Below are 26,702 nucleotides of genomic sequence, written 5' to 3'. Positions count from 1 at the left end.
TCATCGAACTCAGGTTAATTAATTTGACCCACAATATGCCATGCACGCTTTTTAGAATCGAGAATTATTTTGTCATATGCTTATTCTTCATTTTTAAATCTAAACCAAATACAAAGAATGAATTTCTAGTAAAACATGCCAACCAAAAATAATAAATATATGATTATAATTAAATTTTATATTTTTTCTTTAGGGGGCTTTATGCAAAAAATTATTCTATTTATCGTCGTAACCATAATCACGAATGTTGTATTTGCACATTCAGGTCGAACAAATTCTGAAGGTTGTCATAATAATCATAAAAATGGCACATACCATTGCCACTAAATCTTCAAGTGAATCTTAAAAATAAAAAAGCCGAATAATGATTCGGCTTTTGAAATATTGAAAACTTAAATTTATAGCGATTCAATTTCACGCAAACGAATTAAGCCTTCTTGTGTTGTACTACAGACCAACTGACCATTTTGCCACATTCGACCAAAATTCAAACCACGCGAACTTGCGCTAATGGTTGCATCCATGTCGTAAAGCATAAACTCATCTACACGGAATGGCTTATGAAAATACATCGCATGGTCAATGCTCGCACATTGTAAACTTGGAGAAAGATAACTTAAACCATGCGGACGAAGTGCTGTCGTCATTAAAGTAAAATCTGAATAGAATGCAGCAATCGCTTGATGTAACGAAGTTTCATCCACATCTGCGATAATTTTGTCATGCGTACGAATGTAATGTGCATAGTTTGGTGCTTCAGGCTGTGGTGCGAAAGGATTAATTGGCATCACAGGGCGAAGCTCGACATGACGATCACGCATAAAACTTGCGCGTACATTTTCAGGCACAAATTCCACAATTTGAGTTTTTAATTCTGCTTCAGTTTTTAAAGTTTCAGGCGCAGGATATTCAGGCTCTGTCGTTTGATAATTCAAGCCTTCTTCTTGTTCTGCAAATGAAACCATACACATGAAAATGGTTTTACCATGCTGAATTGCACGTACTTGACGGCTGACAAAACTGCGCCCATCACGAATACGATCAACCGCATAAATGATTGGGGCGTTTACATCGCCACCAAATAAGAAATACGCATGTAATGAATGTGCAGGACGATCTGTTGTGTATGAAGCAGCACGTAATGCCTGACCTAAAACTTGCCCACCAAAGACACGCTTGCCTACCAAATTTCGGCTTTGTCCACGGAAGATATTTTCTTCAAGTTTTTCAAGGCTAAGTAAATCAACCAATTCCTGAGTTAACGTATTCATGGGGCAACCTATATCGATATGATCACAATGAAATGAGGCTTTAATTGTGTGTGACAACTAAAAAAGAAGGCTATTTTGCCATAAAACCAAGCAAAGCAATAAAGTTTTACTGACTCGCTTGTCATATGATTTTTTGAATACATCTTCTAAAAGTATGCTTTTTAACTGTAAAATTACCCGTACTTACGAATATTGTTAGAAAATGGCATATTGTTTTTGAATAGATATATTCAAAATAACAGCCCTTAAAAAAATATCTCTGTAATAACGGTCATTTAAGTAGGAGTTCTTATGTCCAAGAGTGGTTTCGGTCAAATTTATCGCAAGCTTTCTAGCAAGCTACTTGACCTCGTGGTAACGCCACAAGTTCTTGGTGAAGTTCCTGTAGCAACCCAAACTGCAGAAAAACAAGGTGATGCCTCGAACAAACCTAAAGTGGTTTGTTATGTTTTACAAAACCATTCTCGCAGCAATGCTTTAGTGGTTGATGGCGAAACACGTCGCTTAAAATTAGCACCTGCATTAGACCCGCTTATTATTAAAGATCATGAAGAAAAAGTCTCTGTCCTTTTCTTACAACATTCAGATGAAAATAATATTTTAAATCCATCTGCACATAAGCTCCCTCCACGCTTACTTAGCTTGGTTGAGTTACTAGAAAAATATCCAGATGCAGATGTTGATCTTGTGCCTGTGACCCTACTTTGGGGACGTTCACCCGATAAAGAAGATTCATTGCTAAAACTGTTAATGACAGATACTTGGTCTACACCAGGAACTGTAAAACAGCTTGTAAATATTGGGATGCATGGTCGTCAATCTTACTTAGAATTCCATGAGCCACAATCACTACGTAAGCTTATTGAATTTGCGAAAGTAACCCATCCAAATATTTCACCTGCAACATATATTTTAAATACCTTAAATAACTACCTAGATAATCAACGTGAAATTGTTTTAGGACCTGACTTATCAGACCGTCGCAATGTCATGCATTCATTGATCAAATCTCCCGATGTTCAAGATGCTATTCGTCGTGAAAGTATTCGTAGCAAAATTAGTTTGCTTGAAGCAGAACGTCGCGCTGTAGGGTGTTTAAACGAAATCGTATCTGATTATTCACACTCAACGGTGCGTTTTGCATTTATGGCACTGACTCGCCTTTGGACACAGCTTTATGATGGTGTAGATGTTCACAACTTTAGTACGGTTCGTGAATTAGCCAAAGACTACGAAATTATTTATACGCCATGTCACCGTAGCCACATCGACTATTTATTGCTTTCTTATGTGATTTATCAACGTGGTTTGATGGTGCCTTACATTGCTGCAGGCGATAATTTAAACATGCCTTTTGTAGGTCAAATTTTACGTGGTGGTGGCGCATTCTTTATTCGTCGTTCATTCCGTGGAAATGGTTTGTACACCACCGTATTTAAAGAATATTTGTATAGCATTTTGTCACGCAATACACCACTTGAATATTTCATTGAAGGTGGTCGTTCACGCACAGGTCGCATCTTACCGCCTAAAACAGGCATGTTGGCTATGACGGTTCACAGTCATTTACGTGGTCGCTCTAAACCTATCGTATTTATTCCAACTTATATTGGCTATGAACGCTTAATGGAAGGTTCAACTTACGTTGGTGAAATGAATGGTAAGGCTAAAGAGTCTGAATCAATTATGGGGATTATTAAAACCCTACGTAAAATTGAGAAAGTGTTTGGTAAGGTTCATGTGAACTTTGGCGAGCCTGTTTTCTTAGATGACATGCTAAAGCAACATCATGCAGAGAATGTCACGGTCACTAAAAATGATGATGCTATTCCAGATGAAGTTTCACAAGCTGTAAATAGCTCTGCAAATGCAATTTTAGAAAACATTAACCGTGCCGCGGTGATTAACCCTGTTTCATTACTTTCTCTTATTCTGCTTGCTACGCCAAAACACACTTTAGATGAAGAAATTTGTGTAAAACAAATTGATACTTACCGTAATTTGCTTGCATCACTACCTTATGATGAACGCATTCAAGTGACGCCATTATCAGGCAAAGAAATTATTGCTTATGGTTTAAAACTCAAACTAATTAAACGAGTCAATCATGTTTTAGGCGATATTATTGCGATTGAAGAAGGTCAAGGCGTATTGCTAACTTACTTCCGTAATAACATTTTACATGCCTTTGTTTTACCATCTTTAATTGCAGCACTAGTCAATCATAATGGTTCTATTGCACCGAAAGATTTATGCAATGTCATCAAAACTTTATATCCATTCTTAAAAGCTGAATTGTTCTTAAAGTGGAATGAAGACGAAATTCAAGCGCCAACTGAAGCGTATATTGATGCTTTATTGAATGCAAAACTCATTAGCAAAGATGCAGATGGAAATCTAATTTCTCCTGCACCAAATACTGAAGATCATAATCAGCTTGTTGTTCTTGCAACGCCTGTTATGCAAAGTCTTGAACGCTACTACATGACTTTATCTTTAATTACGCAACGTGGTTCAGGCAATATTTCTACACGCCAAGTTGAAGAACTCAGCCATTTAGTAGGTCAGCGTTTATCTGTACTTTATGAATTCAACTCACCTGAATTTTTCGATAAAGCGCTATTCCAAAGCTTTATTAAAGTGCTTACGCAAAAAGGTTATATTAGCACCAACGAAAACAACGCTATTGTCTTTGATGAACAATTTAAAAATGTCACTCAATATGCAAATCTTGTTTTAGATGATGTTACTTTGCAAATGCTTCATCACATTACTTCATTTACAGATGAAGAATTAAAAGAAGCACTAGATGCATTAGCTGCTCAGCAAGCGAAGAAACGCCAAAAGCGTAAGAAAAAATAAGCAAAAAAAAAAGCCTCTCCAGTGAGAGGCTTTTTTAATAGAACAAATTAATCGTGTTTCAATTGAAATTCACTTTCCACCATTCTTTTCGCAAGAATCCTTTTGCCTGTTTGTTTTTCATTTTCTAAAACCAATTCAGGCAAATTCATTTCTTTTTGAATTTTTAAAATCCTTTCATGCAGTGGTTCAGGTACATTATCTGAAACAATATAAGACTTCTCAAAGTGTTCCACGTGAAGCACATGCGCTAAAAAACTGGCTAAATCATTAACATGAATTCGGTTCGACCAATGAATATTGGGGTACGTTTTTGTATTTTCAGCAAGACCAATCATGCGTTTAGATAAACCATCATAAATGCCTGTTGGGCGAATAATGGTGCATTTTTCAGAAAAAGCCTTTAAATACACTTGCTCCATCTCTGCCAAAACTTGCCCTTGCTCATCACATGGATTAATTGGCGACTCATCATCAACTCCCTGCCCTGCATTCTCACCATAAACCCGCGTAGAAGAAACAACAATTATGCGTTTTATCGGATGATCTTTCAGCGCTGAAATAATCAATTGAGCAGAATTTAAATATGCTTCCCTATAGCCATCAACATTGCTTTGCTTAGGCGACAATAAAATATAAACACAATCGATAGGTGAAATTTGACTTAAATTAAGACGATGAATATCTTGAATAAGATGCGTTGCGTATTCATCTGTTTTCGGACTTGAACTAATTGTGGTAATTTGATGATCCAGCGCAAATAGTTGTTTAGCAACGCGCTGAGATGTTTTACCATAACCTATAAATAAAATATGCATTTAGCACCAATCACATACTGAGTTGAGAGGACATGGCCGCAGTCCACCAATTGCAAGGCGTAGGAAATGCCTCTGCCGCTTTACTAGAAAAGCTAAATATCTTTAATACAGATGATTTACTGTTTCATCTTCCACGTGACTATGAAGATCGTAGCACGATCATTCCTATGAACCAATTGGATGTAGGCAGAAGCTATTTGCTTGAAGGTATTGTCAAAGGTGTCGATTTTCCACCGGGAAAACGCAAATCTATGGCGGTTTTACTCGATGATGATTTTGGTAAAGTTACTTTACGTTTTTATCATATTTATAAAGGCATTACAGATCGAGCAAAGCTTGGAAATCGTTTAAGAATATTTGGCGAGGTTCGTGTAGGCGCTCGCGGTTTAGAGCTTTATCACCCTGAAATTCAGGTCATTAGTGAAGATACCGCTTTACCCAAAACACAACTCACTGCAATTTATCCAAGTACAGAAGGCTTAACACAATCTAAACTACGTGAATATGTAAAGCAGGCACTGCAACAACATAGCGATGATTTACCCGAATTACTGCCTAAAAAATTCACCAATGGATATGCTTTAAAAGAAGCATTGAATTATATTCATCATCCACCTGTAGATGCCAATATGATTCAACTCGCGCAAGGTTCACATCCTGCGCAGCAACGTTTAATTTTTGAAGAATTGGTCGCACATCAAGTTAGCTTATTAACACGACGTGCCTATATTCAACAAATTGAAGCCCCTTCGTTTTCACCAAGTAAAAAGTACGCAAAAGCATTATTAAGTGCCTTACCTTTTGAAATGACAGGCGCACAAAAACGTGTTTCTAAAGAAATTGCAGATGACTTAAAACTCAATAAACCCATGCTTCGGTTGGTTCAGGGTGATGTAGGTGCAGGTAAAACTTTAGTTGCAGGTGTAGCGGCATGTCACGCACTTGAAGAAGGTTGGCAAGTTGCACTGATGGCACCCACAGAAATTTTGGCAGAACAACACTATTTGAATTTCAAAAAATGGTTTGAGCCTTTAGGTTTGTCTGTATCTTGGCTTTCAGGCAAACAAAAAGGTAAAGCTCGTGCAGTAGCAGAAAAAACCATTCAAGATGGTTCAGCACAGTTAATTGTCGGAACACATGCACTATTTCAAGAAAATGTTGAATTTGCCAAACTTGGTTTAGTAATTATTGATGAGCAACATCGTTTTGGTGTAGATCAACGCCTTGCTTTACGCAATAAGGGCTTAGATGGAATGACTCCACATCAGCTTGTTATGACTGCCACACCGATTCCACGTACGCTTGCAATGTCTGCTTATGGTGATTTAGACACCTCTGTTATTGATGAACTTCCTCCAGGTCGTACACCTATTCAAACCGTCACTATTCCGCTTGACCGTCGTGAAGAAGTTTTAAATCGAATTGCGACAAATTGTGCAGAAGACAAACAAGCCTATTGGGTTTGTACCCTTGTGGAACAATCTGAAACTTTAGATGCTCAAGCTGCCGAAGCAAGCTATCAAGAAATACGTGAACGTTTTCCACACTTAAAAGTGGGCTTGGTTCACGGCAAAATGAAAGCCGATGATAAACAAGCAGTCATGCAGCAGTTCAAGGACAATGAACTTCAACTCCTCATTGCCACGACAGTTATTGAAGTGGGTGTAGATGTTCCAAATGCGTCGATTATGGTCATTGAAAATGCAGAACGTTTAGGACTTTCACAGCTTCACCAATTACGAGGTCGTGTTGGTCGAGGTGCGAAAGCCAGTTTCTGCGCCCTGCTTTACAAGAATCCATTATCACAAAATGGACAAGAACGTTTACGCATAATGCGTGAAACCAATAATGGCTTTTTAATTGCAGAAAAAGATTTAGAGATTCGTGGACCAGGTGAATTGTTAGGTACCAAACAAACGGGAGATATGGGTTTTCGTGTTGCTAAATTAGAACGTGATGACCATCTTCTGAGTCAGGCGCATTATGTCGCACAACAAATTTTAAAAGATTACCCAAGTCATGCAGATGCTTTATTAAAACGATGGTTACCTGAAGCACCAAGGTATGCCTATGTTTAATCTTCTACACTATACTTCAGCATTAATGCGCTCATTTACACATTGCCAACTGTGTGGTGTCGATGCTCAAGTGAAATATTCTGTTTGTGCTGAATGTTGGGATAGTTTGCCTTGGTATAAGCAAACGGTTCAACGCCAAGAAATGGATATTTCAGTGGCTTGCCATTACGCTTACCCAATCGATCGAATCATTCAAAAGTTTAAATATGAACAACAACTGCATTATCAAACGCTACTTTCAGGTATTTTAAAAGAACTGCGCTTTCCTAAAATACAAGCCATAGTGCCTATGCCTATTTCAAATGAGCGCTTGATTGAACGTGGCTTTAATCAAACCTTAGTTCTAGCAAACACACTTGCTCAAGATTTAAATATTCCTGTTTGGCAACCCATTTCACGCTCACATCAACATTCACAAAAAGGCTTAAACCGCTTAGAACGACTTGAAAATATTGATGAACAATTTGAAATTAACCACAGCTCAAAAATCCAATATCGTCGTGTATTAATTCTAGATGATGTTGTCACTACAGGTAGTTCAATTCACGCCTTAAAACTAAAATTAGAAGAACTAGGCTGTCAAAAAATTTATGCCGCTTGTTTAGCATATGCAGATAATTAAAGTTCACCCCCTAAAATAAAAAAGGAAAGATTCTATCTTTCCTTTTTTAATAAACGAATGAAACTTAAACCATAACTTCAGATAAGTATTTCTTCACCCAAGGAATTGCCACTTCAAGCGTTAATGGCGCAAGCAAAGTATCTTGATCATCGATATCAATCCACTTCATTTCTGCAATTTCAGCTTCAACGTGCGGTTGCTCGTGTAACGAAACGTGATACATATAACTAATCAATTGATGATCAGGTTCATTAGCCGCCATCGTTTCAAATCGACCTACAAAACTTTCTATTTGTGCTTCACAACCAATTTCTTCATGAATTTCACGAAGCATCGTCACTTCAGGTTGTTCATTCCGTTCCAGCTTTCCACCCACTTGCATAAAAAATTCGGTATTTTTTTTACGCACCACTAAAAGTTGCTGTTGCTCATTTAAAATAATTGCCGCAGCAACCGTAATTACTTTCATGCTTTTTTCACTTCTTTCGGACGTTCAACCATTCCCCATTTCGGTTCAGGTGCTACAAATGTTTCAATTTGACTTAAAATTTCTTCAACTGAAGAAGATGAAATTAATGAATCATTAAAACGAGAATGAGTAAAACCTTTAGTTGTTGTTACTTCAATGAATTTAATTAAATCATCATAAAAACCATCGACGTTCAAAAATGCACAAGGTTTTAAATGAATACCCAACTGCGCCCAAGTCCATTGTTCAAAAATTTCTTCTAATGTTCCAGAACCACCCGGCATTGCAATAAAAGCATCAGAAAGCTCGGACATTTTTGTTTTACGCTCATGCATATCTTTTACAACATGAAGCTCTGTTAAATTTGGATGCGCCAACTCTTTATTCACAAGCACTTCAGGAATAACACCAACGACCTTTCCACCTGCCTGCAATGCACTATCAGCCACAACACCCATCAAGCCTGAACGACCACCGCCATACACCAAAGTTTTGCCTTGTTGAGCAATTGCTTTACCAAATTCTTGTGCTGTTTGAGTAAAAATTTCATCTGTACCAAAAGCCGAACCACAAAAAACAGCAATAGAATTTGTCATTTTTTCACCATGTTATCGTGTTGAAATACAATTAAATAACGTTCAGCTCATTTTTTTAAATAAAATAACGATATGAACAGTGCTTTTAATCTAAACCTTGTCTAAAATACACGCATTACGAATATGGATACTGCGCAAAGGAGAAAAGACGAATGCTCGAAGCCTTTTACCCGACCGAGCGCGGTAGTTTAGCAGACGCCACAATCAATGGCGGTTTTGACTTACATCAAGACTTGGTCTGGATCGATCTCATTGCACCATCTCAAGAAGAACAACAATGGGTGCTCGATGCTTACGATCAAAATCTTCCAACCCTCAAATCTTTAGAAGACATTTCATCTTCTGCTCGATTCTACCGTGATGACGACGGTATTTTACATATCAGCACATATTTTTTAACGAAAAATAAAAACTTCCAACTTGATGGTGAACCTGAAGAAAACTCAAGTATTCTTTCAATGGTCCAAACCGTTGCCTTTATTCTTCATAAAGATCGCTTATTTACATTACGTGGTGAAAAGCTCGTTGCCTTTCGTGCATTCCGAGCACGAGCACGTCGTAATGATTATGAAATTGATTACAAAGACCCAACTTGGGTACTTTTAGGCTTATTAGAAGCAAAACTCGATGAGCTTGCGGATATTTTAGAAGATATCCACAAAGACTTAGAAAAATACTCCACAGAAGTTTTGAACAACCGTCATCGTGAACAAATCTTAGATTTAGATGACATGATTACTCGACTTGCTCAATTAGAAGATACGCTTGGAAAAGCACAACTCTGTTTAATTGATTTACGTCGTGTACTGACCTTTTTAGCACGTCCTCGTGCATTAGGCAGTCATATATACGATGCAGATATCCGAGAGTTAAGTGAAGATGTTCGCTCACTTGTCGAACATGATGCTTTCCTATTCCAAAAAGTTCGATTCTTACTTGATACAACGTCTGGATTCATTAATACCGAACAGAATGACACGATCCGTCGATTCTCTATTTTACCAAGTATGCTTGCACCACCTATGCTCGTTGCAAGTGTTTATGGTATGAATACCGATGTTCTTCCTTTTGCTCATGGTACAACAAGTTTTGTCATGGTAAGTGCCATTTTGTTAGCATTCTTTATTGGCCCCATGATTTATTTCCGCTGGAAAAAATGGATTTGAAAGCACCCATTTCCACCTATTGAAATTCTCTCTCCCTCTGGGAGAGAGTTAGAGAGAGGGCAACAAAACCTCTCCCTAGCCCTCTCCTAACAGGAGAGGGAAATTCACAAAGTACTTCCAGTGAAATAAAAAAAAGCACCTTTCGGTGCTTTTTTATTTTAGGGTTTAACTCAGTAATTGCAGATCACTTTCTAAGTGACAAGCCTGAATAATATTCATCATTTTTGGCGGTACAGATTTAAACTGTAAGCCTTTTGCCTCAGGTGTATGACGCAATAAACGCACCAATACTGCCAAAGCTAAAGTACTACCATGCTCTAGTTGAGACAAATCAACCACCACAAGTAGTTGAATCTGAGTCTGGAGGATCGCCAAACCTTCTTGATAATATTCTTCAGCATTGTCGTAATCGATTTTACCCGATACCACTAACTGCTGATTGATGTATTCAATCACTGATCACCTATAATTATTTATTTACAGCAGCTTCTGCATCTGGTTTAAAGTTCGCAATTGCTTTATCTAAGTTTCCGCCATTACGTTTCACTGTCGCGGCAAATTGATTACGGAATTGTAAACCTAAGTCGATACCAGATACGTTGATATTACGCACTTTCCATTGAGTTCCTTTATCTACCAATTGGAAAGATACTGGAATTTTTTCACCCTTATTATTGAAATCAATCGTTACAACAGGATTTTTGCTGCCTGTATCTTTATAAGGACGCAAGGTATAAGTTTGATTTGAGAATTTTGCAAATGCTGAACCATAATTTTCAATTAAAGTTTCACGGAAATTCTTTTCAAACTGAGCACGCTGTGCAGCAGAACTATTTTGATTAGTCGCATAAGTACCCATCACAATTCGAGTAAATGCTTGAGAATCGATATACGGATCTAAATTTTGACGAACAATTGTTTTTGCCAAAGCTGGGTTTGTTTTCAACTTAGCATTGTCTGCTTTTAAGCGTGAAATTAAACCATCAGCTACTTTTTTCACAAATGCAGGAGGTGCTTCAGCAGGAGCAGCAAAAGCTGTGCTTGCAATCATTGTAGAAAGAATGCTGACTGTTAATGTCTGTTTTAATAAAGTATTCATTTATGTGCTCCAAATATTATTTATTCAACAAATGATGGTTCTGCATCAGTTGTATCAGAAGATGTTTTCGCAGAACTCGCTTTATCATCTTCCTTAGCCTTGCTTTCACCAGCACCACCCGTTACAAACTTAGAAATTAAATCTTCAATTTCCATTGTACTTTGGGTATTTGAAATCTGATCACCACGTTTTAAATAACTTAAGCCGCCACCTGGTACAATTTTGAGATATTTCTCACCCAAAAGACCATTTGTTGCCACCATAATATACGCATCTTCATCAATATTTGTGATGGATTTCATGTTAGCAATGAGTTGCTTTTCCATGTCTTTTTGTTGTGTTGCAGATGCTGCTTCATAATCTGAACTGTAACGTAATTCTTCCAATGCTTCTTTTTGCACTTGTGCAAGTTGCTTGTCATTGAATGATGTTAGCGTTCCATCCAAAGTCATATGTACTGTTGCAAGACGAGTTACAGGATCTAGGGTAACTGAATCTACCTGCCCCACTTTCACGCCACTTAAAGCAACTTTTGCACGTGGTTTAATACCATTTACATTGTCAAATGTTGCTGACATTTCATAGCTGTCACTAATATTTGTGCCAACCAAACCACTCACACGCATTGCCAAGAAAAATAGTGCAATACCAAAAAGAATGACGAATATGCCGACTGCCAGCTCACTAGTACGTGATTTCATTAAATACCTCCGAACATGACCGCAGTCAACACGAAATCAAAACCTAAAACGCAAAGTGATGAATACACCACTGTACGTGTTGTTGAAGTTGCAATACCTTCAGATGTTGGCTCACAAGCATAGCCTTGATATACCGCAATCCATGTACAAATTAATGCAAATACAAAACTTTTAATAATAGTGCCGTTAAAGACATCTTTATAGAACTGAACACTGCTTTCCATTCCACTCCAATAAGAGCCTTCATCGGCACCTAAGAAGTCCACACCAACCATTTTACCGCCCATAATACCCACAGCAGCAAAAATCACAGAAAGCATAGGTAAACTAAAAATACCTGCCCATAAGCGTGGTGAAATCACACGTTTTAATGGATCAACACCAATCATTTCCATACTAGAAAGCTGTTCTGTCGCTTTCATTAGACCAATTTCCGCAGTCAATGCAGAACCTGCTCGACCCGCAAAAAGTAACGCTGCAACTACAGGTGCTAACTCTCTTAATAATGTTAAAGCAACAGCCGTACCAAGCATCGCTTCACTACCAAAAGTCACCAATATACTGTACATCTGCAGACCAAGAACGGCACCAATAAACAAGCCTGAAACCACAATAATCAGCAAAGACATCACACCAACACGGTACATTTGGTAGATAAAAAGCTTGATACCTTGCCATGTGGGTAACGATGTCAAAATCTGCAAAAGCATAAGCGTTGCAACGCCAATGCCGCGAACACGTTCAATAACGCGTCTACCTAATAAGGCAATAGCATTCATGAACCAACCTCATTGCTTAAATACGCTTGATGACTAAATTGATAATCTACCGGTCCTTCAACAGAACCTGTTAAAAACTGCTGTACAAATGGTGATGGATGAACTTTTAATTGTTCGGGTGTTCCCTCACCTTGCACTTTACCTTCAGCAACGACGTAAATATAGTCTGCAATCGATAATGTCTCAGCAACATCATGCGACACAATAATTGTTGTTAAGTCCAGAGCTTCTCGTAGCGAACGAATCAACCGAGTCAGAACCCCCATAACAATGGGATCTTGTCCTGCAAAGGGTTCATCGTACATAATAAGTTCAGGGTCTAAAGCAATTGCACGCGCTAAAGCAACACGTCTATTCATACCGCCAGATAATTCAGCTGGCATCATCTTTTCTGCACCGCGCAAACCAACAGACTCCAGTTTAAGCGCGACAAGTTCAGCAATTAAATGCTCAGATAGTTTGGTATGTGCACGAATTGGGAACGCAACATTTTCATAAACTGTCATATCAGTAAATAATGCTCCACTTTGAAAAAGCATCCCCATACGTGCGCGCGCAGCAAATAACTCTTGGCGAGACATATTTGCAATATTTTTATTATCTAATAATATTTCACCAGAATCTGGTGTTAGCTGACCACCAATTAAACGCAATAACGTTGTTTTACCTGTACCAGAAGGCCCCATAATTGCGGTGATTTGACCTCGGCGGATGTGCATATTAATATTATCGTAAATAACACGCTCCCCTCGTTTAAAGCTCAAATTTTTCACCTCAATTAGTGATTGAGCTTCTGGGGGTTGTTGATTATTCATAGCCGAGCTTTCCTGAATAAATATTTCAGCGCATATAATATAAATGATTAGAGATAAAATTGTTACCTCTCTATTAAATTGCTCTTATATAAATTTAATACTTGTAATAATGTATATTCAAAATAGTAGATTACGAAAAATTAGTATATAGATAAAAAAGCAGATTACAAAAGACGAGTACGAAACCTACAAATGGCATAACTAGCTCACTCATATGCTTAGTTTGTGTTTTGTCTATTAGATTATTCTTCATTGTTATCAAAAAATAAATATTATGTGATTTATTATACAATAATTAATTTTTAATGCAAATTCACAACAAAAAAAAGCCGATGTATGAACATCGGCTTTTTTTCAACTAAAGATTTTCTTAGTCGTTAAATTTACGACGTGGGCGATCTTCGCCACCAAATGACGGACGTTCGCCACGAGGTTTGTCATCGAAACTACGACGTGGACGGTCTTCACCACCAAAAGTACGTTTTGGACGATCATCAAATGAACGTTGTGGACGATCACCGAAACCACCTTCACGACGTGGAGCTGGACGATCACCAAAATCACGTTTTGGACGATCACCGAAACCGCCTTCACGACGTGGAGCTGGACGATCACCAAAATCACGTTTTGGACGATCACCGAAACCACCTTCACGAGGTTTGTAATCTACACGGTTACCACGGTTGTCATCGTTAGAACGAGGACGATCACCGAAACCACCTTCACGACGTGGCGCTGGACGATCACCGAAATCGCGTTTTGGACGGTCATCAAATGAACGTTGTGGACGATCACCGAAACCACCTTCGCGACGTGGTGGACGATCACCAAAACCGCCTTCACGACGTGGAGCTGGACGATCACCGAAATCACGTTTTGGACGATCATCAAATGAACGTTGTGGACGATCACCGAAACCACCTTCACGACGTGGACGATCATCACCGCCTTCACGACGTTTAAAGTTGCTTTCGCCTTCAAAACGCGCACGACCACCGCCATCACGACCGCCAAAACCGCCACGACCACGACCATCACGACCGCCACGACCGCCATCACGACCACGACCGCCACCATCACGACTACCACGTGCAGGAGGTGGAGACGGCTCAAGACCTTCAATTTCAGATACGTTTAGACGAGCTTCAAGGAAGTCTTCTAATGCACGAATCTTGCCACGTTCACGGTAAGTTGCAAGCGTAATTGCTTTACCAGTACGACCAGCACGGCCAGTACGACCAATACGGTGAACATAGTCTTCGTTCTTCATTGGAAGACCAAAGTTAATTACGTGTGAAATTGTTGGTACGTCAAGACCACGAGCAGCAACGTCAGTTGCAACTAAAATCTTAGCACGACCTTCACGGATGCTACGTAAACGACGGTTACGAACAGTTTGTGGCATAGCACCATGAAGTGCTACAACTGATAAACCTGCTTCAGCAAGTTCTTCAGCCAACATATCTGTGTCTTCTTGAGTTGACGCAAATACAACTGCTTGATCAACGTCTTCAGCGCTTAACCAGTGAGTTAATAATTTTTTCTTGTGCTCAAAACCGTCAGTCCAATGCAAAGTCTGAGTAATATCAGTATTTGTAGAGTGGCCAGTTTCAATCGAGATACGCATTGGATCATTCATCATGCGTTCAGCAAGTGTAATGATACGTGGTGCAAAAGTCGCAGAGAACATTAAAGTTTGCTTACGGTTTGCAGCCAATTCACCAATTGCTTCTAAGTCTTCTGAGAAACCTAGATCAAGCATACGGTCTGCTTCATCAACGATTAAAGCATCAACTTTATCAAGTTTGATTTGACGACGGTTTACTAAGTCAAGTAGACGACCTGGAGTCGCTACAACCACTTGTGCACCTTTTAACTGTTGGATTTGTTTACCAAAAGGCATACCACCCATAATTGCAGCAATACGAACACCTTTCATGTGACGTACAAGTGCAATCGCGTCTTGGCATACTTGTTGTGCCAATTCACGTGTAGGTGAAATTACCAAGATGTTTGGTTGAGTAACCGCTTTCATGCGGTCTTTAAATGGTACAAGTGCATCTTCGTTTGCTAATGCGTTTAGCGTAGGAAGTAAGAATGCAGCAGTTTTACCAGAACCAGTTTGGCTTGATACTAAAAGGTCTTTACCTTCTAGTGCCGCTGGAATTGCCTGTTCTTGTACAGGAGTTGGCGAAGTAAAGCCTAGACCTTCAAGAGCCTGTGTTAACGACTCGTCAAGGGAAAAATCAGCAAAAGTTTTGCTCATAGAGAGTTTCACCCTAAAGTGGGTGCTCCATTAAATAAATAACAATTATGGACATCGGCAAAAAGCGGTACAGCAATTAGAGCTGAAAATATATGATTCAGCAGCGATCCGAGTAACGTCGATGTGGATATAACGCACGTATATGATTACGGCCGCAAACCTGAAGAATCGCTTAAGCGATTGGGGCGCGAAGGATATGTCCTCTCTATGGACAGCACGCGCATACAATGATTAGAAGATAATGTTCAGGTAAAGAACGGAAATTTAAGTGCGTTGGCGGAGTATAGCAGTTTTTTTTTAAATGTCACCTTTTTTATTCAGATCAGCTGATTTAATCGATGAATTTACCTGATAAAGAACAATTTTTTATTTTCAAAAGTCTATAATTAAACCCACAACACCATTAATAATCATATCAATTGCAATGGTTCCAACTAAAAGTGCAGCAATACGTCCAACAATATCGACATAGCGATCTACATAATCTGCATGTTTTACTTTTAAATTATCGTGTGCAAATTTCATAAGAATTAATAAGCTACAGCTGACAACCAAGGTCAAACCAATTACGCCTGCCGAACCTAAAACTGATATTTTCGAGCCTGTAATCACCGATGCACTGACTGTTCCTGGTCCAATCATAAATGGCATTGCAATCATGCCTGCAGCATTACCACCACGTATATCACCAATGGTATCTGCACCTTCAAACACAAAACGATAACCAATAACTAAAAAGATGATGCCACCAAAAATTTGAAAGGCCTCAAACCGCACTTGAAGATATTCAGAAAAAATTGCCTCACCGCCCCATGCAAAAAGCACAAACACAACAAAGGAAATAAGCGAACCCTGTATAAGAGCCTTATTAAAAACAGGTGCACTTAAATTTTTGATGAGTCCAAGCATATAAATACTCATCATAAATGGATTAAGCAATGTGAAAAAAAGTGCAAATGAATGAATATAGTCAGCCAATTTAAATTCCTTTTTACGATATCAACATCGTGCAGACGTTATTTTGTTTTTCAATATTTTTTGATTCTAATCATCTTTTCTTTGAGCTTAAAGCCGTTGATACAAAATGCATAAACTCTAAACAATAAAAAGCCCTCATTGAGAGGGCTTTTTAAAATTTCATAAACTTTAGATCTAAGTTCTATTACTTAGCAGCGTCGCCCCAAGCAGGAACAACTGCCTTCATAAGCGGTTTAAGCATTTTCATAGAACAAGCAAGTACTTGACCATTTTCCATAGATTCGCTACCACCACGTGCATCGACTACAGTACCACCAGCTTCTTTAACGATTAATTCGCCCGCTGCAATATCCCAAGGCTTCAAGCCAAGTTCAAAATAACCATCAAAACGACCAGCAGCTACATATGCAAGATCTAATGCAGCAGAACCCGTACGACGGAATTGAGCGCCAGATTCAGTTACATTTAACAATGCATCGAAATGATTTTTCGCGTAAGAAACAACTTCACCATTACGAACTTTACGGAATGCATGACCAACAGATAAGAATGTGTTGTTTAAGCTATCTTTTACATTTACGCGAATACGGCGTTGATTCAACATAGCGCCACGACCGCGGCTTGCAGAGAACAACTCATCTTTCACAGGGTCATAAATAACACCGTGTTGAGTTACACCTTTATGTTGAACTGCGATAGAAATACAGAAATGAGGGACACCGTTAATGAAGTTTAATGTGCCATCAAGAGGATCGATCACCCAACACCATTCAGCGTCTTGACCTTTACCTTCTTGATAACCAAACTCTTCACCAAGGAAGCTGTGAGTTTTATAGCTTTTACGTAGAGTATCGATAGCCAACTGTTCCAAGTAACGGTCTACACGCGTTACAGGACCATCAATCCCTTTTTCTTCGACTTGTAGATCGAGTTTATGACGATTTTGATGCGCTTTTAAAAGCTCTTGACCAACTAATTGAGCCGCACGCGCAGCCATAACCACCATAGGTTCCATTGAACACCCACTACAAATTTGAAGATACTGATAAAGAATAATGCATAAAAGCGCCTATATCTTAGCAAATATAAGCGCTTTTATGTTGAAAAAATGTTGTTAAATTTTAAATACTACAAAGAAACAGCATTTGTGAGTCGAAGCAAAGCCTGATGAATAGAAGCTTGTATGCCTTTTGCATCTAATCCTGCTTGCTCTAACATTTGTTCATGTGCAGCTTGATGCATGAAGCTATCATCTAAACCTAAGTTTAAAATTGGCTTCACAATACCTGCTTTTGCTAGATATTCATTCACTGCACTGCCTGCTCCGCCCATAATTGCATGTTCTTCAACAGTCACAAACAATGCTGTGCTTTCTGCAATAGATGAAATAGTTTGTTCATCGAGTGGTTTAACAAAACGCATATTCACAACACGAACTGCCATTTCAAGTTTTTGAGCAAGGGCTTGAGCCGCCTCAATTGCAGATTGAACACGACTACCAAATGCTAAAACTGAAACATATTCATCGTATTGTTCATTGAATTTAGCAACAACTTCAGCCTTACCAATTTCTAAAGCTGTCATTTGTTCTTGAATAGCCACACCTACGCCTGTACCTCGTGGATAACGAACAGCCGCAGGACCTTTATGTTGATATGCAGTGTGCAACATTTGGCGACATTCGTTTTCATCTTTAGGCGCCATAATTACGATATTTGGAATGGTACGCATAAATGCATAATCGTATGCACCTGCATGTGTTGGGCCGTCTTCACCCACTAAACCTGCACGGTCTATTCCAAAAGTTACATCTAAATTCTGTAAGGCAACATCATGAATAAGCTGATCATAGCCACGTTGTAAGAATGTTGAATAAATTGCTACAACTGGTTTCAGGCCTTCACAAGCCATACCTGCAGCTAAAGTCACCGCATGTTGTTCTGCAATAGCAACGTCAAAGAAACGTTCAGGAAATTCTTTGGCAAATTGAACCATCCCCGAGCCTTCACACATTGCAGGTGTGATTGCAAGTAAGCGTTCATCTTGCTTTGCTTCATCACACAACCATTGACCAAATACATCTGAATATTTTGGAATTTTTGTTGTAGATGCTTGAGCATTCAATTTAGAAATTGCGTGATATTTAATTTGATCTGATTCTGCTGGCGCAAAACCTTTACCTTTCACGGTATAAATATGAATTAAACGTGGACCTTTACGCTTCTTTAATGCATTGAAAACGTGAACCAATTGATTGACATCATGTCCATCAAAAGGACCAAAGTAGTCAAAACCAATGGCTTTAAATAAATTATCTGCCGCATCTGTTGCAGATGCGTGTAAGCGTGAGTTGTATGTCCATTCAGGGTGTGACTGAACATATGCTTCGCCATCTTCTGAAATATTTACAGATTCGCCACGTTCCCAGATTGCAGCTAAATGTTTTGCAAATCCGCCTGTACTGCATGAAATAGACATATCGTTGTCATTTAAAACAACCATTAAATCTGCATTATGAGCAACTGCATCATTCATGGCTTCAAACGCCATACCTGCCGTCATTGCACCATCACCAATAATAGCAACCACATCACAAGGGTCTTTTTGGTAACGACGTGCTAAAGACATGCCTAAGCCTGCAGAAATCGCAGTAGATGAATGTCCAACACCAAAAGTATCGAAAACAGATTCTTCACGTGCAGGAAATGCTGCTAAACCATCTTTAGAACGAATTGTACTTAATTCTTCACGGCGGCCTGTAAGCACTTTATGTGGGTAGGCTTGATGACCAACATCCCACACTAGGCGATCTTTAGGCGTATTGAAGCAATAATGCAAAGCAACTGTAAGCTCAATTACACCTAGGTTTGCACCAAAGTGACCGCCACTTTGACCTGCCGAGTACAAAATGTACTGACGTAACTCATCCGCCAACTTTTCTAATTGGCTTTGCTCGAGTAAACGTAATTGCTGTGGATGATCTATGCCATCAAGCAACGGTGTTACAGGGCGAAGAGTTGGTATTTCGGTATACAACATATATGGCAAAGCCTTCTAAAGCCTGGCAAATACTAAGCTAGGTCAATGGGAATTTATCGATCATATAATCGAATGGTATCACCTTCAATCAACAACACTTCTAGCGATGTAGTTTTGAGCTATGATTTTCAGTTTGGCGCGTATTTGGTGCGTAGATTATCCTGAATAACTCTACTAATTATCAACTATTATTGTCTTGTTTATACAAAAAAGAAAATCTTATACATAATTATTATGAGCTTTTCTACTAATGTCTGAGCATTACGCTATACTTTATTCAATTATTAAACGATTTAACAGGTTAAGCTGTGCCTATAGAATTTGTTGCGACTTCTAAACTTCCAACCGCTTTCGGTGAATTTAAAATTACGGTTTTTCAAGATCCTCAAACAGGTGAAGAGCATGTTGCGCTATCTACAGGTTTGGATACTCCGCCCACGGGTCCAGTATTGGTACGAATTCACTCAGAATGCTTGACTGGCGATGCTTTCGCTTCTTTAAAATGCGATTGTGGACCTCAATTACAAGCCACTCAAAAGCTGATTAGCGAAGCAGGAAAAGGCGTAATTTTATACCTTCGTCAGGAAGGTCGTGGTATTGGTTTAACCAACAAAATTCGTGCTTACGCTCTTCAAGACCAAGGTCATGACACCGTCGATGCCAACCTAATGTTGAATTTACCTGCCGATGCGCGACGTTATGATATGTGCAATATCATGCTCGATCATTTAAAAATTAAAGAAGTTCAATTGATCACAAATAATCCACTTAAAATTCAGGCTTTAAAAGATCAAGGGATTAATGTGGTTGATCGTGTGTCTTTAACCGTTGGTCTTAATCCTTATAACGAAGAATATTTAAAAACCAAACATGATCGTATGTCGCATATGTATCAGAAGGACGATTTTTAAATTTATACAAATCCTCCCTAACCCTCCTTTACTAAAGGAGGGAGGCTTTCCTTCTTTTAAAAGGATAAGGAGCATTGCTCCGCAAAGGAGGGATTAGATCGTCATTGAGAAAATTTGTGTATTTGGCGCTTTTCGCTTCATACGTAAATCGAATGCCATGCAAATATTACGGACAAATGGTTTTCCTTTTTCCGTAATTGAAATTTCATGATCACCAAATTCCAATAAACCATCTTTGTGCATTTCTTTCAGTTGATCAACAGCATCATAAATCTCTGGGAAATACAGATGAGGATCTGCCCAAGACGTTTTAAATCTGCACATTAAATTCAAAATATGTTTTCGAATAATTAAGTCTTCAGCACTTAAAACATGTCCACGAAAAACTGGAATTTCGTTGTTTTCAAGTCGCGCATAATAATCTTCTAAAACTTTTTCATTTTGCGCAAAGCTGTACCAACTGTCTGCAATTGAAGATACGCCCAAGCCAATCATCAACTGTGTTTTAGATGCGGTATAACCCATAAAATTACGATGTAATAAGCCTTCTTGGAAAGATTGATACATGCCATCTTTTTCCAAAGCAAAATGATCCATTCCAATTTCGTAATAGCCATTTTCAAGCAGTTTCTTTTTGCCTTCTTCATAGCATTGACGCTTTAAATCATCTTTAGGCACATCTGCATCTTTAAAACCACGTTGCCCATTGCCTTTAATCCAAGGCACATGCGCGTAGCTATAAAATGCCAAACGATCTGGCGTTAATTTGTTGGTTTGATCGATGGTATTTAAAACATCGTCTAAGTTTTGAAATGGCAAACCAAAAACTAAATCATGTGAAATAGATTCATAACCAATATCACGCGCCCACTGCGTTACGCGCTCGACATTTTCAAAAGGTTGAATACGATGAATCGCCTTTTGCACATTTTCGTTATAGTCTTGAACACCATAGCTAACGCGTCTAAAACCTAAGTCATATAAAGTTTGTAGATGTTCTTTCGTGGTGTTATTTGGATGTCCTTCAAAGCTAAATTCATGCACATCTGCAATTTCAGATTTATCTAAAATACCTTGAATAAGCTCTTGAATATGCTCAGCGGAAAAGAATGTTGGTGTCCCCCCACCCAAGTGAATTTCTTTAACAATAGGTTTATCACCCAATAATTCACAGTATAAATCCCACTCTTTTAATACCGCTTTTATATAAGGCTGCTCTACTTCATGCCGTTTTGTGACACGTTTATGGCAACCACAAAATGTACATAGGCTTTCACAAAATGGTAAGTGAATATAAAGGCTTATGCCTTCCGATTGATTCGATTCATCGAAAGATTTTTTTAAACTTTGCTTCCAAAGTTCAAGAGAAAAAGTACTGTTATCCCAATACGGTACCGTTGGATAACTGGTATAACGTGGTCCAGGAACATTATATTTTTGAACTAAAGAAATACCCATATTTACCCACTTTTTTCGGCTACGTTGTGACCACAACTCAAGTTATTTATACCGCAATTTATTCCATTGTGATGGGCTTCATCAAATATTTCAACAACCCATCACAAATCCCTTAATAATTATAAGGCTTTTTAAACCACCGATGATGAACATCGAGAAAAACCCCTTAAAATTTCAGCCAATTTATGTTTTGATGTAAACCATTAATAACTCCCTATGATGGTCGTGATGCAGAATCCTACTTCAGCTGATATTCAACGTGTTCGTGATTATTTAACAGACTTACAAGCACGTATTTGTGCCCGTTTAGAACAACAAGAAAAAATTGGCGGTGGTTCAGCAGAATTTATCATTGATGAATGGGAACGTCCTGAAGGTGGCGGTGGTCGTTCACGCGTTTTACAAGATGGGACAGTGATTGAAAAAGGCGGTGTGATGTTCTCTCACATCAATATTTCAAAACTTCCTGCTTCTGCAACAGAGCGCCATCCGAATATTGCAGGTGCAAAAGCACAGGCAATGGGTGTTTCACTCGTGATTCATCCTAAAAATCCAAATATTCCAACTTCACATGCCAACGTTCGTTTATTTGTGGCTGAAAAAGAAGGACAAGATCCTATTTGGTGGTTTGGTGGTGGTTTCGATTTAACGCCTTTTTATCCAAATGATGAAGATGTTTTATCTTGGCATCAAACAGCACATGATTTGTGTGCACCTTTTGGCGATGCAATTTATGAAGAACATAAAAAATGGTGTGATGATTATTTTTATTTAAAACATCGTGATGAACAACGTGGCGTGGGTGGTTTGTTCTTTGATGATTTGAATCAATGGGATTTCGAAACTTGCTTTAACTATATACAAGCTGTAGGAAACGGTTATTTAGAAGCGATTGTGCCAATTTTTGAACGTAACCAAGATAAACCATATAGCCCTGCTCAACGCGACTTCCAATTGTACCGTCGTGGTCGCTATGTCGAATATAACTTGGTTTATGACCGTGGTACTTTGTTTGGCTTACAAACAGGTGGACGTATTGAATCTATTTTAGTGAGTATGCCACCACTTGCGGGTTGGTCATATCGTCCAGAATGGAATGAAAACTCTGCTGAAAAACGCTTAACTGATTATTATCTTAAACCTCAAAACTGGCTAACTGAGCTAAAAAAATAACAGTTTAATAAATAAAAAAAGCCATCAATTCGATGGCTTTTTTTATAAGAAAAAGACTGCAACTTACATAGCAATATATTTACATACATCTTTTAACTATCCCCATGGCATAAAGTACGATTTAATACATTTTGTTAGAGCACTTCACTCTATCGCTATTCATCTTATTGCAACACTTGGATGGCACATTACATCTAAGGCAAGCAAGGACTACAATGATGATGAATACTCTGAATAAAAAATTATTTATTTTTATCGCAATTTTTACTTTATTACTTTGCTCAATGAGCATTACGTTTATATATGAAAACAATCTATCTGATGGTTTGTCGATTACTGTAAGTGTTATTGCAGGTATTTCATTGTTTTTTACCGCAGTCATTACGATCTTTGAAATGATCTTAGATATTTGCAATCCATAAACAAAAAAAAGACCATCAACTTCAGATATAAAGAAAAAATATAAGATCTATTTATTTTCCGACTTTGAGCACTACTCATTTTTAACGTATATTAATTGCCATTTCAGCACAAGGATCATGCGCAATGAGCAAACAATTTGCGGTAATTGGCAACCCAATTGAACAATCACGCTCTCCTGAACTGCATAAAGCCTTTGCAGAAAAAACTGGAATTTCACTTCAATATTCTAAACGCCTTGCCCCAATTGATGGCTTTGAAGCCAATATCCAAGAATTCTTTGCTAATGGTGGCATAGGCATGAATGTGACCGTGCCATTTAAAGAGCAAGCATTTGCTCAATGTGTTGTACTAACGGAACGTGCCACAATTGCCAAAGCAGTCAATACATTATGGATAGAAGATGGCAAACTTCATGGAGACAATACCGATGGTCAAGGTTTGGTCGATGCCATTCATGCACTCGATTGGAATTTAGAAAATACTGAAATTTTAATTCTTGGCGCAGGCGGTGCAACACGTGGCGTGATTTATCCACTTGTAAAAGCGGGTGTTAAAAAAATTGTCATTGCGAACCGTACTTTAGCACGCGCAGAACAATTGGTTGCAGACTTAAAAGATGCTGTTCCTGAAGCGCAACTTCAAGCCATTGCTTTAAATGAATTAGCAGGTCATTTTGATATTGCCATTAATGCAACTTCTGCAAGTTTAAGTGGTGATGTTTTAGTGTTGCCCGAAGCACTTCAATTTAAACATGCTTATGAAATGGCATATGGCAAACCATCATCATTTTTAGATCAAGCGAAAGAACGTGGTATACCCACTTCTGAAGGCTTTGGTATGCTTGTGGGACAAGCGATTGAATCTTTTTCAATTTGGAATGGTGTAAAACCCAATTTAAAAGATTTTATTTGAAATCATTTTTCATCAATAAAAGAACCAAAGTGGTTCTTTTATTGTTTCAAATTGCGATTTTTGAATATCTTTAAATTTTATTTTTTTGACCATACAGCCCAATTTTATTCATTACAAAAAATACGACATTTAGCTGTAAAAATCCTAATATAAAACAGACCAATTCACTATTTAATCTGCTTTCTATCATGCTATATTGGATTAAATCATCAATACTTCATATGGTAGATCTCGATAATTCACAATGACATCTACTCTACAAAATTCGCTTTTATGACATTTTTAATAGCTCTAAACATCAATGTAATTTTACGGTAGATGTGAATAATCAAAACATCGACTTAGATAATCCAAAACAATTTATATATTAGGATTAAACATATGCCAGCGTATAAAGCTCCCTTGCATGATATTCGTTTTTTAATGAACGAAGTTTTTGACTTTACGTCACATTACCAAACACTTTCTAACGGTGAATATGCAGATTCCGAAACTGTAGATATGATTTTGGAAGGTGCTGCAGATTTTTGTGAAAATGTTCTATCTCCTTTAAATCAATCTGGCGATGAAGAAGGTTGCCACTTTGAAAATGGTGAAGTTAAAACACCGAAAGGCTTTAAAGAAGCGTATGACCAATTTGTACAAGGTGGATGGCAAGGTCTGTCTTATCCTGAAGAATTTGGTGGTCAAAATTTACCGCAATCTTTAAATTTAGTTAAATCTGAAATGATGGGTACAGCAAACTGGTCATTCCAAATGTACCCTGGTTTAAGCGTTGGCTGTATCAACACCATTATGCAATTTGGTACAGATGAACAAAAAAATACCTATTTACCGCATTTAGTTGCAGGGACTTGGGCGGGCACAATGTGCTTAACAGAACCTCAATGCGGTACAGATTTAGGACAAGTTAAAACCAAAGCAGAACTTAATGCAGACGGTACATATGCCATTTCAGGTACAAAAATCTTTATTTCTGCAGGTGAGCATGATTTAACAGAAAATATCATTCATATTGTGCTTGCTCGTCTTCCAGATGCGCCTGCAGGTACTAAAGGTATTTCGTTATTCATTGTACCTAAGTTTATTCCAACAGCAGATAGCGGTATTGGTGAGCGTAATCCTGTGACTTGTGGTTCTTTAGAACACAAAATGGGGATTCGTGCTTCTGCAACGGCTGTGCTTAACTTTGATGGCGCGAAAGGTTATCTCATTGGTGAGCCGAATAGAGGCTTACATGCCATGTTCACTTTCATGAACACTGCACGTATTGGTACAGCCATTCAAGGGATTGCACATGCTGAATTAGCATTCCAAGGTTCTTTACCTTATGCAAAAGAACGTATGTCTATGCGTGCCCTTTCTGGTAAAAAAGATCCTGAAAAAGTAGCAGATGCGATTATTCACCATGCCGATGTTCGTCGTATGTTGCTTACTCAAAAAGCTATTGCCGAAGGCGGTCGTTCAATGATTTATCATGCAGCAATGCTTGCAGATAAAATGAATGATGCTTTGCTTCGTAGTGATACTGCTGCATTTGAAGCACATGATGAACACTTAGGTTTCTACACACCTATTTTAAAAGGTTTCTTAACTGAATTAGGTTATGAAGCTGCGAACCACGGCATGCAAATTTATGGCGGTCATGGTTATATTAAAGAATGGGGCATGGAACAAATTGTTCGTGATTCACGTATTTCTACGCTTTATGAAGGTACAACAGGCGTTCAAGCTTTGGACTTAATTGGTCGTAAAGTTTTACTGTCTTCTAAAGGAAAGGTCATTCGTGATTACACAGGGGAAATTTTGAAATTCTGTGGTCAACACGCAACGAATAAATATATGCGTCGTTTTGCTTGGGATTTAACGAAACTTTGCGCTCAATGGAATGCTTTAACAGTTCGTTTAATGCTTGCTGCACGTAAAGACCGTGATGTTGTATCAAGTGCTTCTGTAGATTTCTTGATGTTCTCAGGTTACGTGATGATGGCTTATTTCTGGGCACAACAAGCTGCTGTTGCATCTGAAAAGCTTGCTTCGGGTAATGGCGCGGATGTTCCTGAATTCTATAAAGCAAAAATTAAAGTTGCAGATTTCTACTTCGAGCGTTTATTGCCACGTACGCAAGGTCATGCTGAGGCGATGATTAATCCATCTAAAACGATGACTTCACTTGCACCTGAGCATTTCAGTTTCGATTATTAATTTATAAGCTTGTAAAAAAGACCGCTTAGGCGGTCTTTTTTATAAACGGCTTTGTTGCACAAAC

At 38.4% G+C, this 26,702-nt stretch carries 24 protein-coding genes; 10 read left to right on the top strand and 14 right to left on the bottom strand.

The annotated features are described in order from the left end of the window. Positions 1-135 precede the first annotated feature (135 nt). Positions 136-327 carry a YHYH domain-containing protein gene (locus A6M14_RS14415; RefSeq protein ID WP_421706092.1) on the top strand — a complete coding sequence of 64 codons (192 nt, stop codon included), beginning with the start codon at positions 136-138 and terminating at the stop codon, positions 325-327. A gap of 71 nt (positions 328-398) precedes the next feature. Here the strand turns inward: A6M14_RS14415 and A6M14_RS10535 are convergent, their stop codons facing one another. Further along, entirely contained in the window at positions 399-1,271 is an 873-nt protein-coding gene (locus A6M14_RS10535; RefSeq protein WP_152874923.1) for an acyl-CoA thioesterase, read from the bottom strand. A gap of 291 nt (positions 1,272-1,562) precedes the next feature. Between A6M14_RS10535 and plsB the strand changes: the two genes are divergently transcribed. After that, complete coding sequence (gene plsB, locus A6M14_RS10530) at positions 1,563-4,133, top strand: glycerol-3-phosphate 1-O-acyltransferase PlsB (RefSeq protein WP_152874922.1); 2,571 nt, start codon at positions 1,563-1,565, stop codon at positions 4,131-4,133. 47 nt (positions 4,134-4,180) lie between these two features. On the opposite strand, the gene A6M14_RS10525 is transcribed toward plsB, so the two are convergent. Beyond that, positions 4,181-4,948, bottom strand: coding sequence for an NAD(P)H-binding protein (locus A6M14_RS10525; protein WP_152874921.1), 768 nt, complete (start codon positions 4,946-4,948; stop codon positions 4,181-4,183). 32 nt (positions 4,949-4,980) lie between these two features. Between A6M14_RS10525 and recG the strand changes: the two genes are divergently transcribed. After that, the gene (recG, locus tag A6M14_RS10520) at positions 4,981-7,026 is read left to right on the top strand and encodes an ATP-dependent DNA helicase RecG (RefSeq protein ID WP_152874919.1); all 2,046 of its coding nucleotides are present in this window, start codon (positions 4,981-4,983) and stop codon (positions 7,024-7,026) included. Continuing rightward, positions 7,013-7,648 (top strand): ComF family protein, encoded by a 636-nt coding sequence (locus tag A6M14_RS10515; protein ID WP_152874918.1) that lies wholly within the window; start codon positions 7,013-7,015, stop codon positions 7,646-7,648. The genes recG and A6M14_RS10515 overlap by 14 nt, the downstream gene beginning before the upstream one ends. A 64-nt stretch (positions 7,649-7,712) precedes the next feature. Here the strand turns inward: A6M14_RS10515 and A6M14_RS10510 are convergent, their stop codons facing one another. Next, positions 7,713-8,117 carry an NUDIX hydrolase gene (locus A6M14_RS10510; protein ID WP_152874916.1) on the bottom strand — a complete coding sequence of 135 codons (405 nt, stop codon included), beginning with the start codon at positions 8,115-8,117 and terminating at the stop codon, positions 7,713-7,715. Continuing rightward, positions 8,114-8,713, bottom strand: coding sequence for an LOG family protein (locus A6M14_RS10505; RefSeq protein WP_152874915.1), 600 nt, complete (start codon positions 8,711-8,713; stop codon positions 8,114-8,116). The genes A6M14_RS10510 and A6M14_RS10505 overlap by 4 nt, the downstream gene beginning before the upstream one ends. A gap of 152 nt (positions 8,714-8,865) precedes the next feature. Here A6M14_RS10505 and A6M14_RS10500 point away from each other — a divergent pair, with 152 nt between their 5' ends. Beyond that, positions 8,866-9,879 (top strand): magnesium and cobalt transport protein CorA, encoded by a 1,014-nt coding sequence (locus A6M14_RS10500; protein WP_152874913.1) that lies wholly within the window; start codon positions 8,866-8,868, stop codon positions 9,877-9,879. A 165-nt stretch (positions 9,880-10,044) separates the two neighbouring features. Here the strand turns inward: A6M14_RS10500 and A6M14_RS10495 are convergent, their stop codons facing one another. The 9 genes from A6M14_RS10495 to dxs all read right to left on the bottom strand — a co-directional run bounded on the left by A6M14_RS10495 (position 10,045) and on the right by dxs (position 19,556). Beyond that, complete coding sequence (locus A6M14_RS10495; RefSeq protein WP_188110894.1) at positions 10,045-10,335, bottom strand: STAS domain-containing protein; 291 nt, start codon at positions 10,333-10,335, stop codon at positions 10,045-10,047. A 13-nt stretch (positions 10,336-10,348) separates the two neighbouring features. Then, complete coding sequence (locus tag A6M14_RS10490) at positions 10,349-10,978, bottom strand: MlaC/ttg2D family ABC transporter substrate-binding protein (protein ID WP_152874912.1); 630 nt, start codon at positions 10,976-10,978, stop codon at positions 10,349-10,351. Between the two features lie 20 nt (positions 10,979-10,998). Then, complete coding sequence (gene mlaD, locus A6M14_RS10485) at positions 10,999-11,679, bottom strand: outer membrane lipid asymmetry maintenance protein MlaD (RefSeq protein ID WP_152874911.1); 681 nt, start codon at positions 11,677-11,679, stop codon at positions 10,999-11,001. Beyond that, positions 11,679-12,458 carry a lipid asymmetry maintenance ABC transporter permease subunit MlaE gene (gene mlaE / locus A6M14_RS10480; protein ID WP_152874910.1) on the bottom strand — a complete coding sequence of 260 codons (780 nt, stop codon included), beginning with the start codon at positions 12,456-12,458 and terminating at the stop codon, positions 11,679-11,681. The genes mlaD and mlaE overlap by 1 nt, the downstream gene beginning before the upstream one ends. Beyond that, positions 12,455-13,273: an ABC transporter ATP-binding protein gene (locus A6M14_RS10475; RefSeq protein ID WP_152874909.1), complete on the bottom strand. Its 819-nt coding sequence runs from the start codon at positions 13,271-13,273 to the stop codon at positions 12,455-12,457. The genes mlaE and A6M14_RS10475 overlap by 4 nt, the downstream gene beginning before the upstream one ends. Positions 13,274-13,643: 370 nt before the next feature. Beyond that, positions 13,644-15,539, bottom strand: a complete 1,896-nt coding sequence (locus A6M14_RS10470; RefSeq protein WP_152874907.1) for a DEAD/DEAH box helicase — start codon at positions 15,537-15,539, stop codon at positions 13,644-13,646. Positions 15,540-15,911: 372 nt separating this feature from the next. After that, positions 15,912-16,517, bottom strand: coding sequence for a MarC family protein (locus A6M14_RS10465; RefSeq protein WP_152874905.1), 606 nt, complete (start codon positions 16,515-16,517; stop codon positions 15,912-15,914). Positions 16,518-16,701: 184 nt separating this feature from the next. Continuing rightward, positions 16,702-17,532, bottom strand: a complete 831-nt coding sequence (locus tag A6M14_RS10460) for an inositol monophosphatase family protein (RefSeq protein ID WP_152874903.1) — start codon at positions 17,530-17,532, stop codon at positions 16,702-16,704. A 113-nt stretch (positions 17,533-17,645) separates the two neighbouring features. After that, a complete protein-coding gene (dxs, locus tag A6M14_RS10455) occupies positions 17,646-19,556 on the bottom strand; it encodes a 1-deoxy-D-xylulose-5-phosphate synthase (RefSeq protein WP_152874902.1) in 1,911 nt (636 codons plus the stop codon). A 308-nt stretch (positions 19,557-19,864) separates the two neighbouring features. Here dxs and ribA point away from each other — a divergent pair, with 308 nt between their 5' ends. Beyond that, positions 19,865-20,467, top strand: coding sequence for a GTP cyclohydrolase II (gene ribA / locus A6M14_RS10450; RefSeq protein ID WP_163121478.1), 603 nt, complete (start codon positions 19,865-19,867; stop codon positions 20,465-20,467). Positions 20,468-20,560: 93 nt separating this feature from the next. On the opposite strand, the gene hemN is transcribed toward ribA, so the two are convergent. Beyond that, positions 20,561-21,925, bottom strand: coding sequence for an oxygen-independent coproporphyrinogen III oxidase (gene hemN / locus A6M14_RS10445; protein WP_152874901.1), 1,365 nt, complete (start codon positions 21,923-21,925; stop codon positions 20,561-20,563). A 228-nt stretch (positions 21,926-22,153) separates the two neighbouring features. On the opposite strand from hemN, the gene hemF reads away from it, so the two are divergent. From hemF to A6M14_RS10425, 4 genes are all read left to right on the top strand, one after another. Then, positions 22,154-23,098: an oxygen-dependent coproporphyrinogen oxidase gene (gene hemF / locus A6M14_RS10440; protein WP_152874899.1), complete on the top strand. Its 945-nt coding sequence runs from the start codon at positions 22,154-22,156 to the stop codon at positions 23,096-23,098. 215 nt (positions 23,099-23,313) lie between these two features. Then, positions 23,314-23,520 (top strand): hypothetical protein, encoded by a 207-nt coding sequence (locus tag A6M14_RS10435; protein ID WP_152874898.1) that lies wholly within the window; start codon positions 23,314-23,316, stop codon positions 23,518-23,520. A 124-nt stretch (positions 23,521-23,644) separates the two neighbouring features. Beyond that, positions 23,645-24,433 carry a shikimate dehydrogenase gene (gene aroE / locus A6M14_RS10430; RefSeq protein WP_152874896.1) on the top strand — a complete coding sequence of 263 codons (789 nt, stop codon included), beginning with the start codon at positions 23,645-23,647 and terminating at the stop codon, positions 24,431-24,433. A gap of 381 nt (positions 24,434-24,814) precedes the next feature. Further along, positions 24,815-26,638 (top strand): acyl-CoA dehydrogenase C-terminal domain-containing protein, encoded by a 1,824-nt coding sequence (locus A6M14_RS10425; protein ID WP_152874895.1) that lies wholly within the window; start codon positions 24,815-24,817, stop codon positions 26,636-26,638. The last annotated feature ends 64 nt before the right edge of the window (positions 26,639-26,702 follow it).

This window comes from Acinetobacter portensis, assembly GCF_009372215.1.
Lineage (GTDB): Bacteria > Pseudomonadota > Gammaproteobacteria > Pseudomonadales > Moraxellaceae > Acinetobacter > Acinetobacter portensis.
The sequence above is the reverse complement of the archived record's forward strand: the minus strand, read 5'-3'. Positions and strand labels throughout refer to the sequence as shown.

Coding starts and splice junctions, on each gene's coding strand:
- A6M14_RS14415 (WP_421706092.1), top strand. CDS start 136: ATGCCAACCAAAAATAATAAATATATGATTATAATTAAATTTTATATT.
- A6M14_RS10535 (WP_152874923.1), bottom strand. CDS start 1,271: ATGAATACGTTAACTCAGGAATTGGTTGATTTACTTAGCCTTGAAAAA.
- plsB (WP_152874922.1), top strand. CDS start 1,563: ATGTCCAAGAGTGGTTTCGGTCAAATTTATCGCAAGCTTTCTAGCAAG.
- A6M14_RS10525 (WP_152874921.1), bottom strand. CDS start 4,948: ATGCATATTTTATTTATAGGTTATGGTAAAACATCTCAGCGCGTTGCT.
- recG (WP_152874919.1), top strand. CDS start 4,981: ATGGCCGCAGTCCACCAATTGCAAGGCGTAGGAAATGCCTCTGCCGCT.
- A6M14_RS10515 (WP_152874918.1), top strand. CDS start 7,013: ATGCCTATGTTTAATCTTCTACACTATACTTCAGCATTAATGCGCTCA.
- A6M14_RS10510 (WP_152874916.1), bottom strand. CDS start 8,117: ATGAAAGTAATTACGGTTGCTGCGGCAATTATTTTAAATGAGCAACAG.
- A6M14_RS10505 (WP_152874915.1), bottom strand. CDS start 8,713: ATGACAAATTCTATTGCTGTTTTTTGTGGTTCGGCTTTTGGTACAGAT.
- A6M14_RS10500 (WP_152874913.1), top strand. CDS start 8,866: ATGCTCGAAGCCTTTTACCCGACCGAGCGCGGTAGTTTAGCAGACGCC.
- A6M14_RS10490 (WP_152874912.1), bottom strand. CDS start 10,978: ATGAATACTTTATTAAAACAGACATTAACAGTCAGCATTCTTTCTACA.
- mlaD (WP_152874911.1), bottom strand. CDS start 11,679: ATGAAATCACGTACTAGTGAGCTGGCAGTCGGCATATTCGTCATTCTT.
- mlaE (WP_152874910.1), bottom strand. CDS start 12,458: ATGAATGCTATTGCCTTATTAGGTAGACGCGTTATTGAACGTGTTCGC.
- A6M14_RS10475 (WP_152874909.1), bottom strand. CDS start 13,273: ATGAATAATCAACAACCCCCAGAAGCTCAATCACTAATTGAGGTGAAA.
- A6M14_RS10470 (WP_152874907.1), bottom strand. CDS start 15,539: ATGAGCAAAACTTTTGCTGATTTTTCCCTTGACGAGTCGTTAACACAG.
- A6M14_RS10460 (WP_152874903.1), bottom strand. CDS start 17,532: ATGGAACCTATGGTGGTTATGGCTGCGCGTGCGGCTCAATTAGTTGGT.
- dxs (WP_152874902.1), bottom strand. CDS start 19,556: ATGTTGTATACCGAAATACCAACTCTTCGCCCTGTAACACCGTTGCTT.
- hemN (WP_152874901.1), bottom strand. CDS start 21,925: ATGGGTATTTCTTTAGTTCAAAAATATAATGTTCCTGGACCACGTTAT.
- hemF (WP_152874899.1), top strand. CDS start 22,154: ATGCAGAATCCTACTTCAGCTGATATTCAACGTGTTCGTGATTATTTA.
- A6M14_RS10435 (WP_152874898.1), top strand. CDS start 23,314: ATGATGATGAATACTCTGAATAAAAAATTATTTATTTTTATCGCAATT.
- aroE (WP_152874896.1), top strand. CDS start 23,645: ATGAGCAAACAATTTGCGGTAATTGGCAACCCAATTGAACAATCACGC.
- A6M14_RS10425 (WP_152874895.1), top strand. CDS start 24,815: ATGCCAGCGTATAAAGCTCCCTTGCATGATATTCGTTTTTTAATGAAC.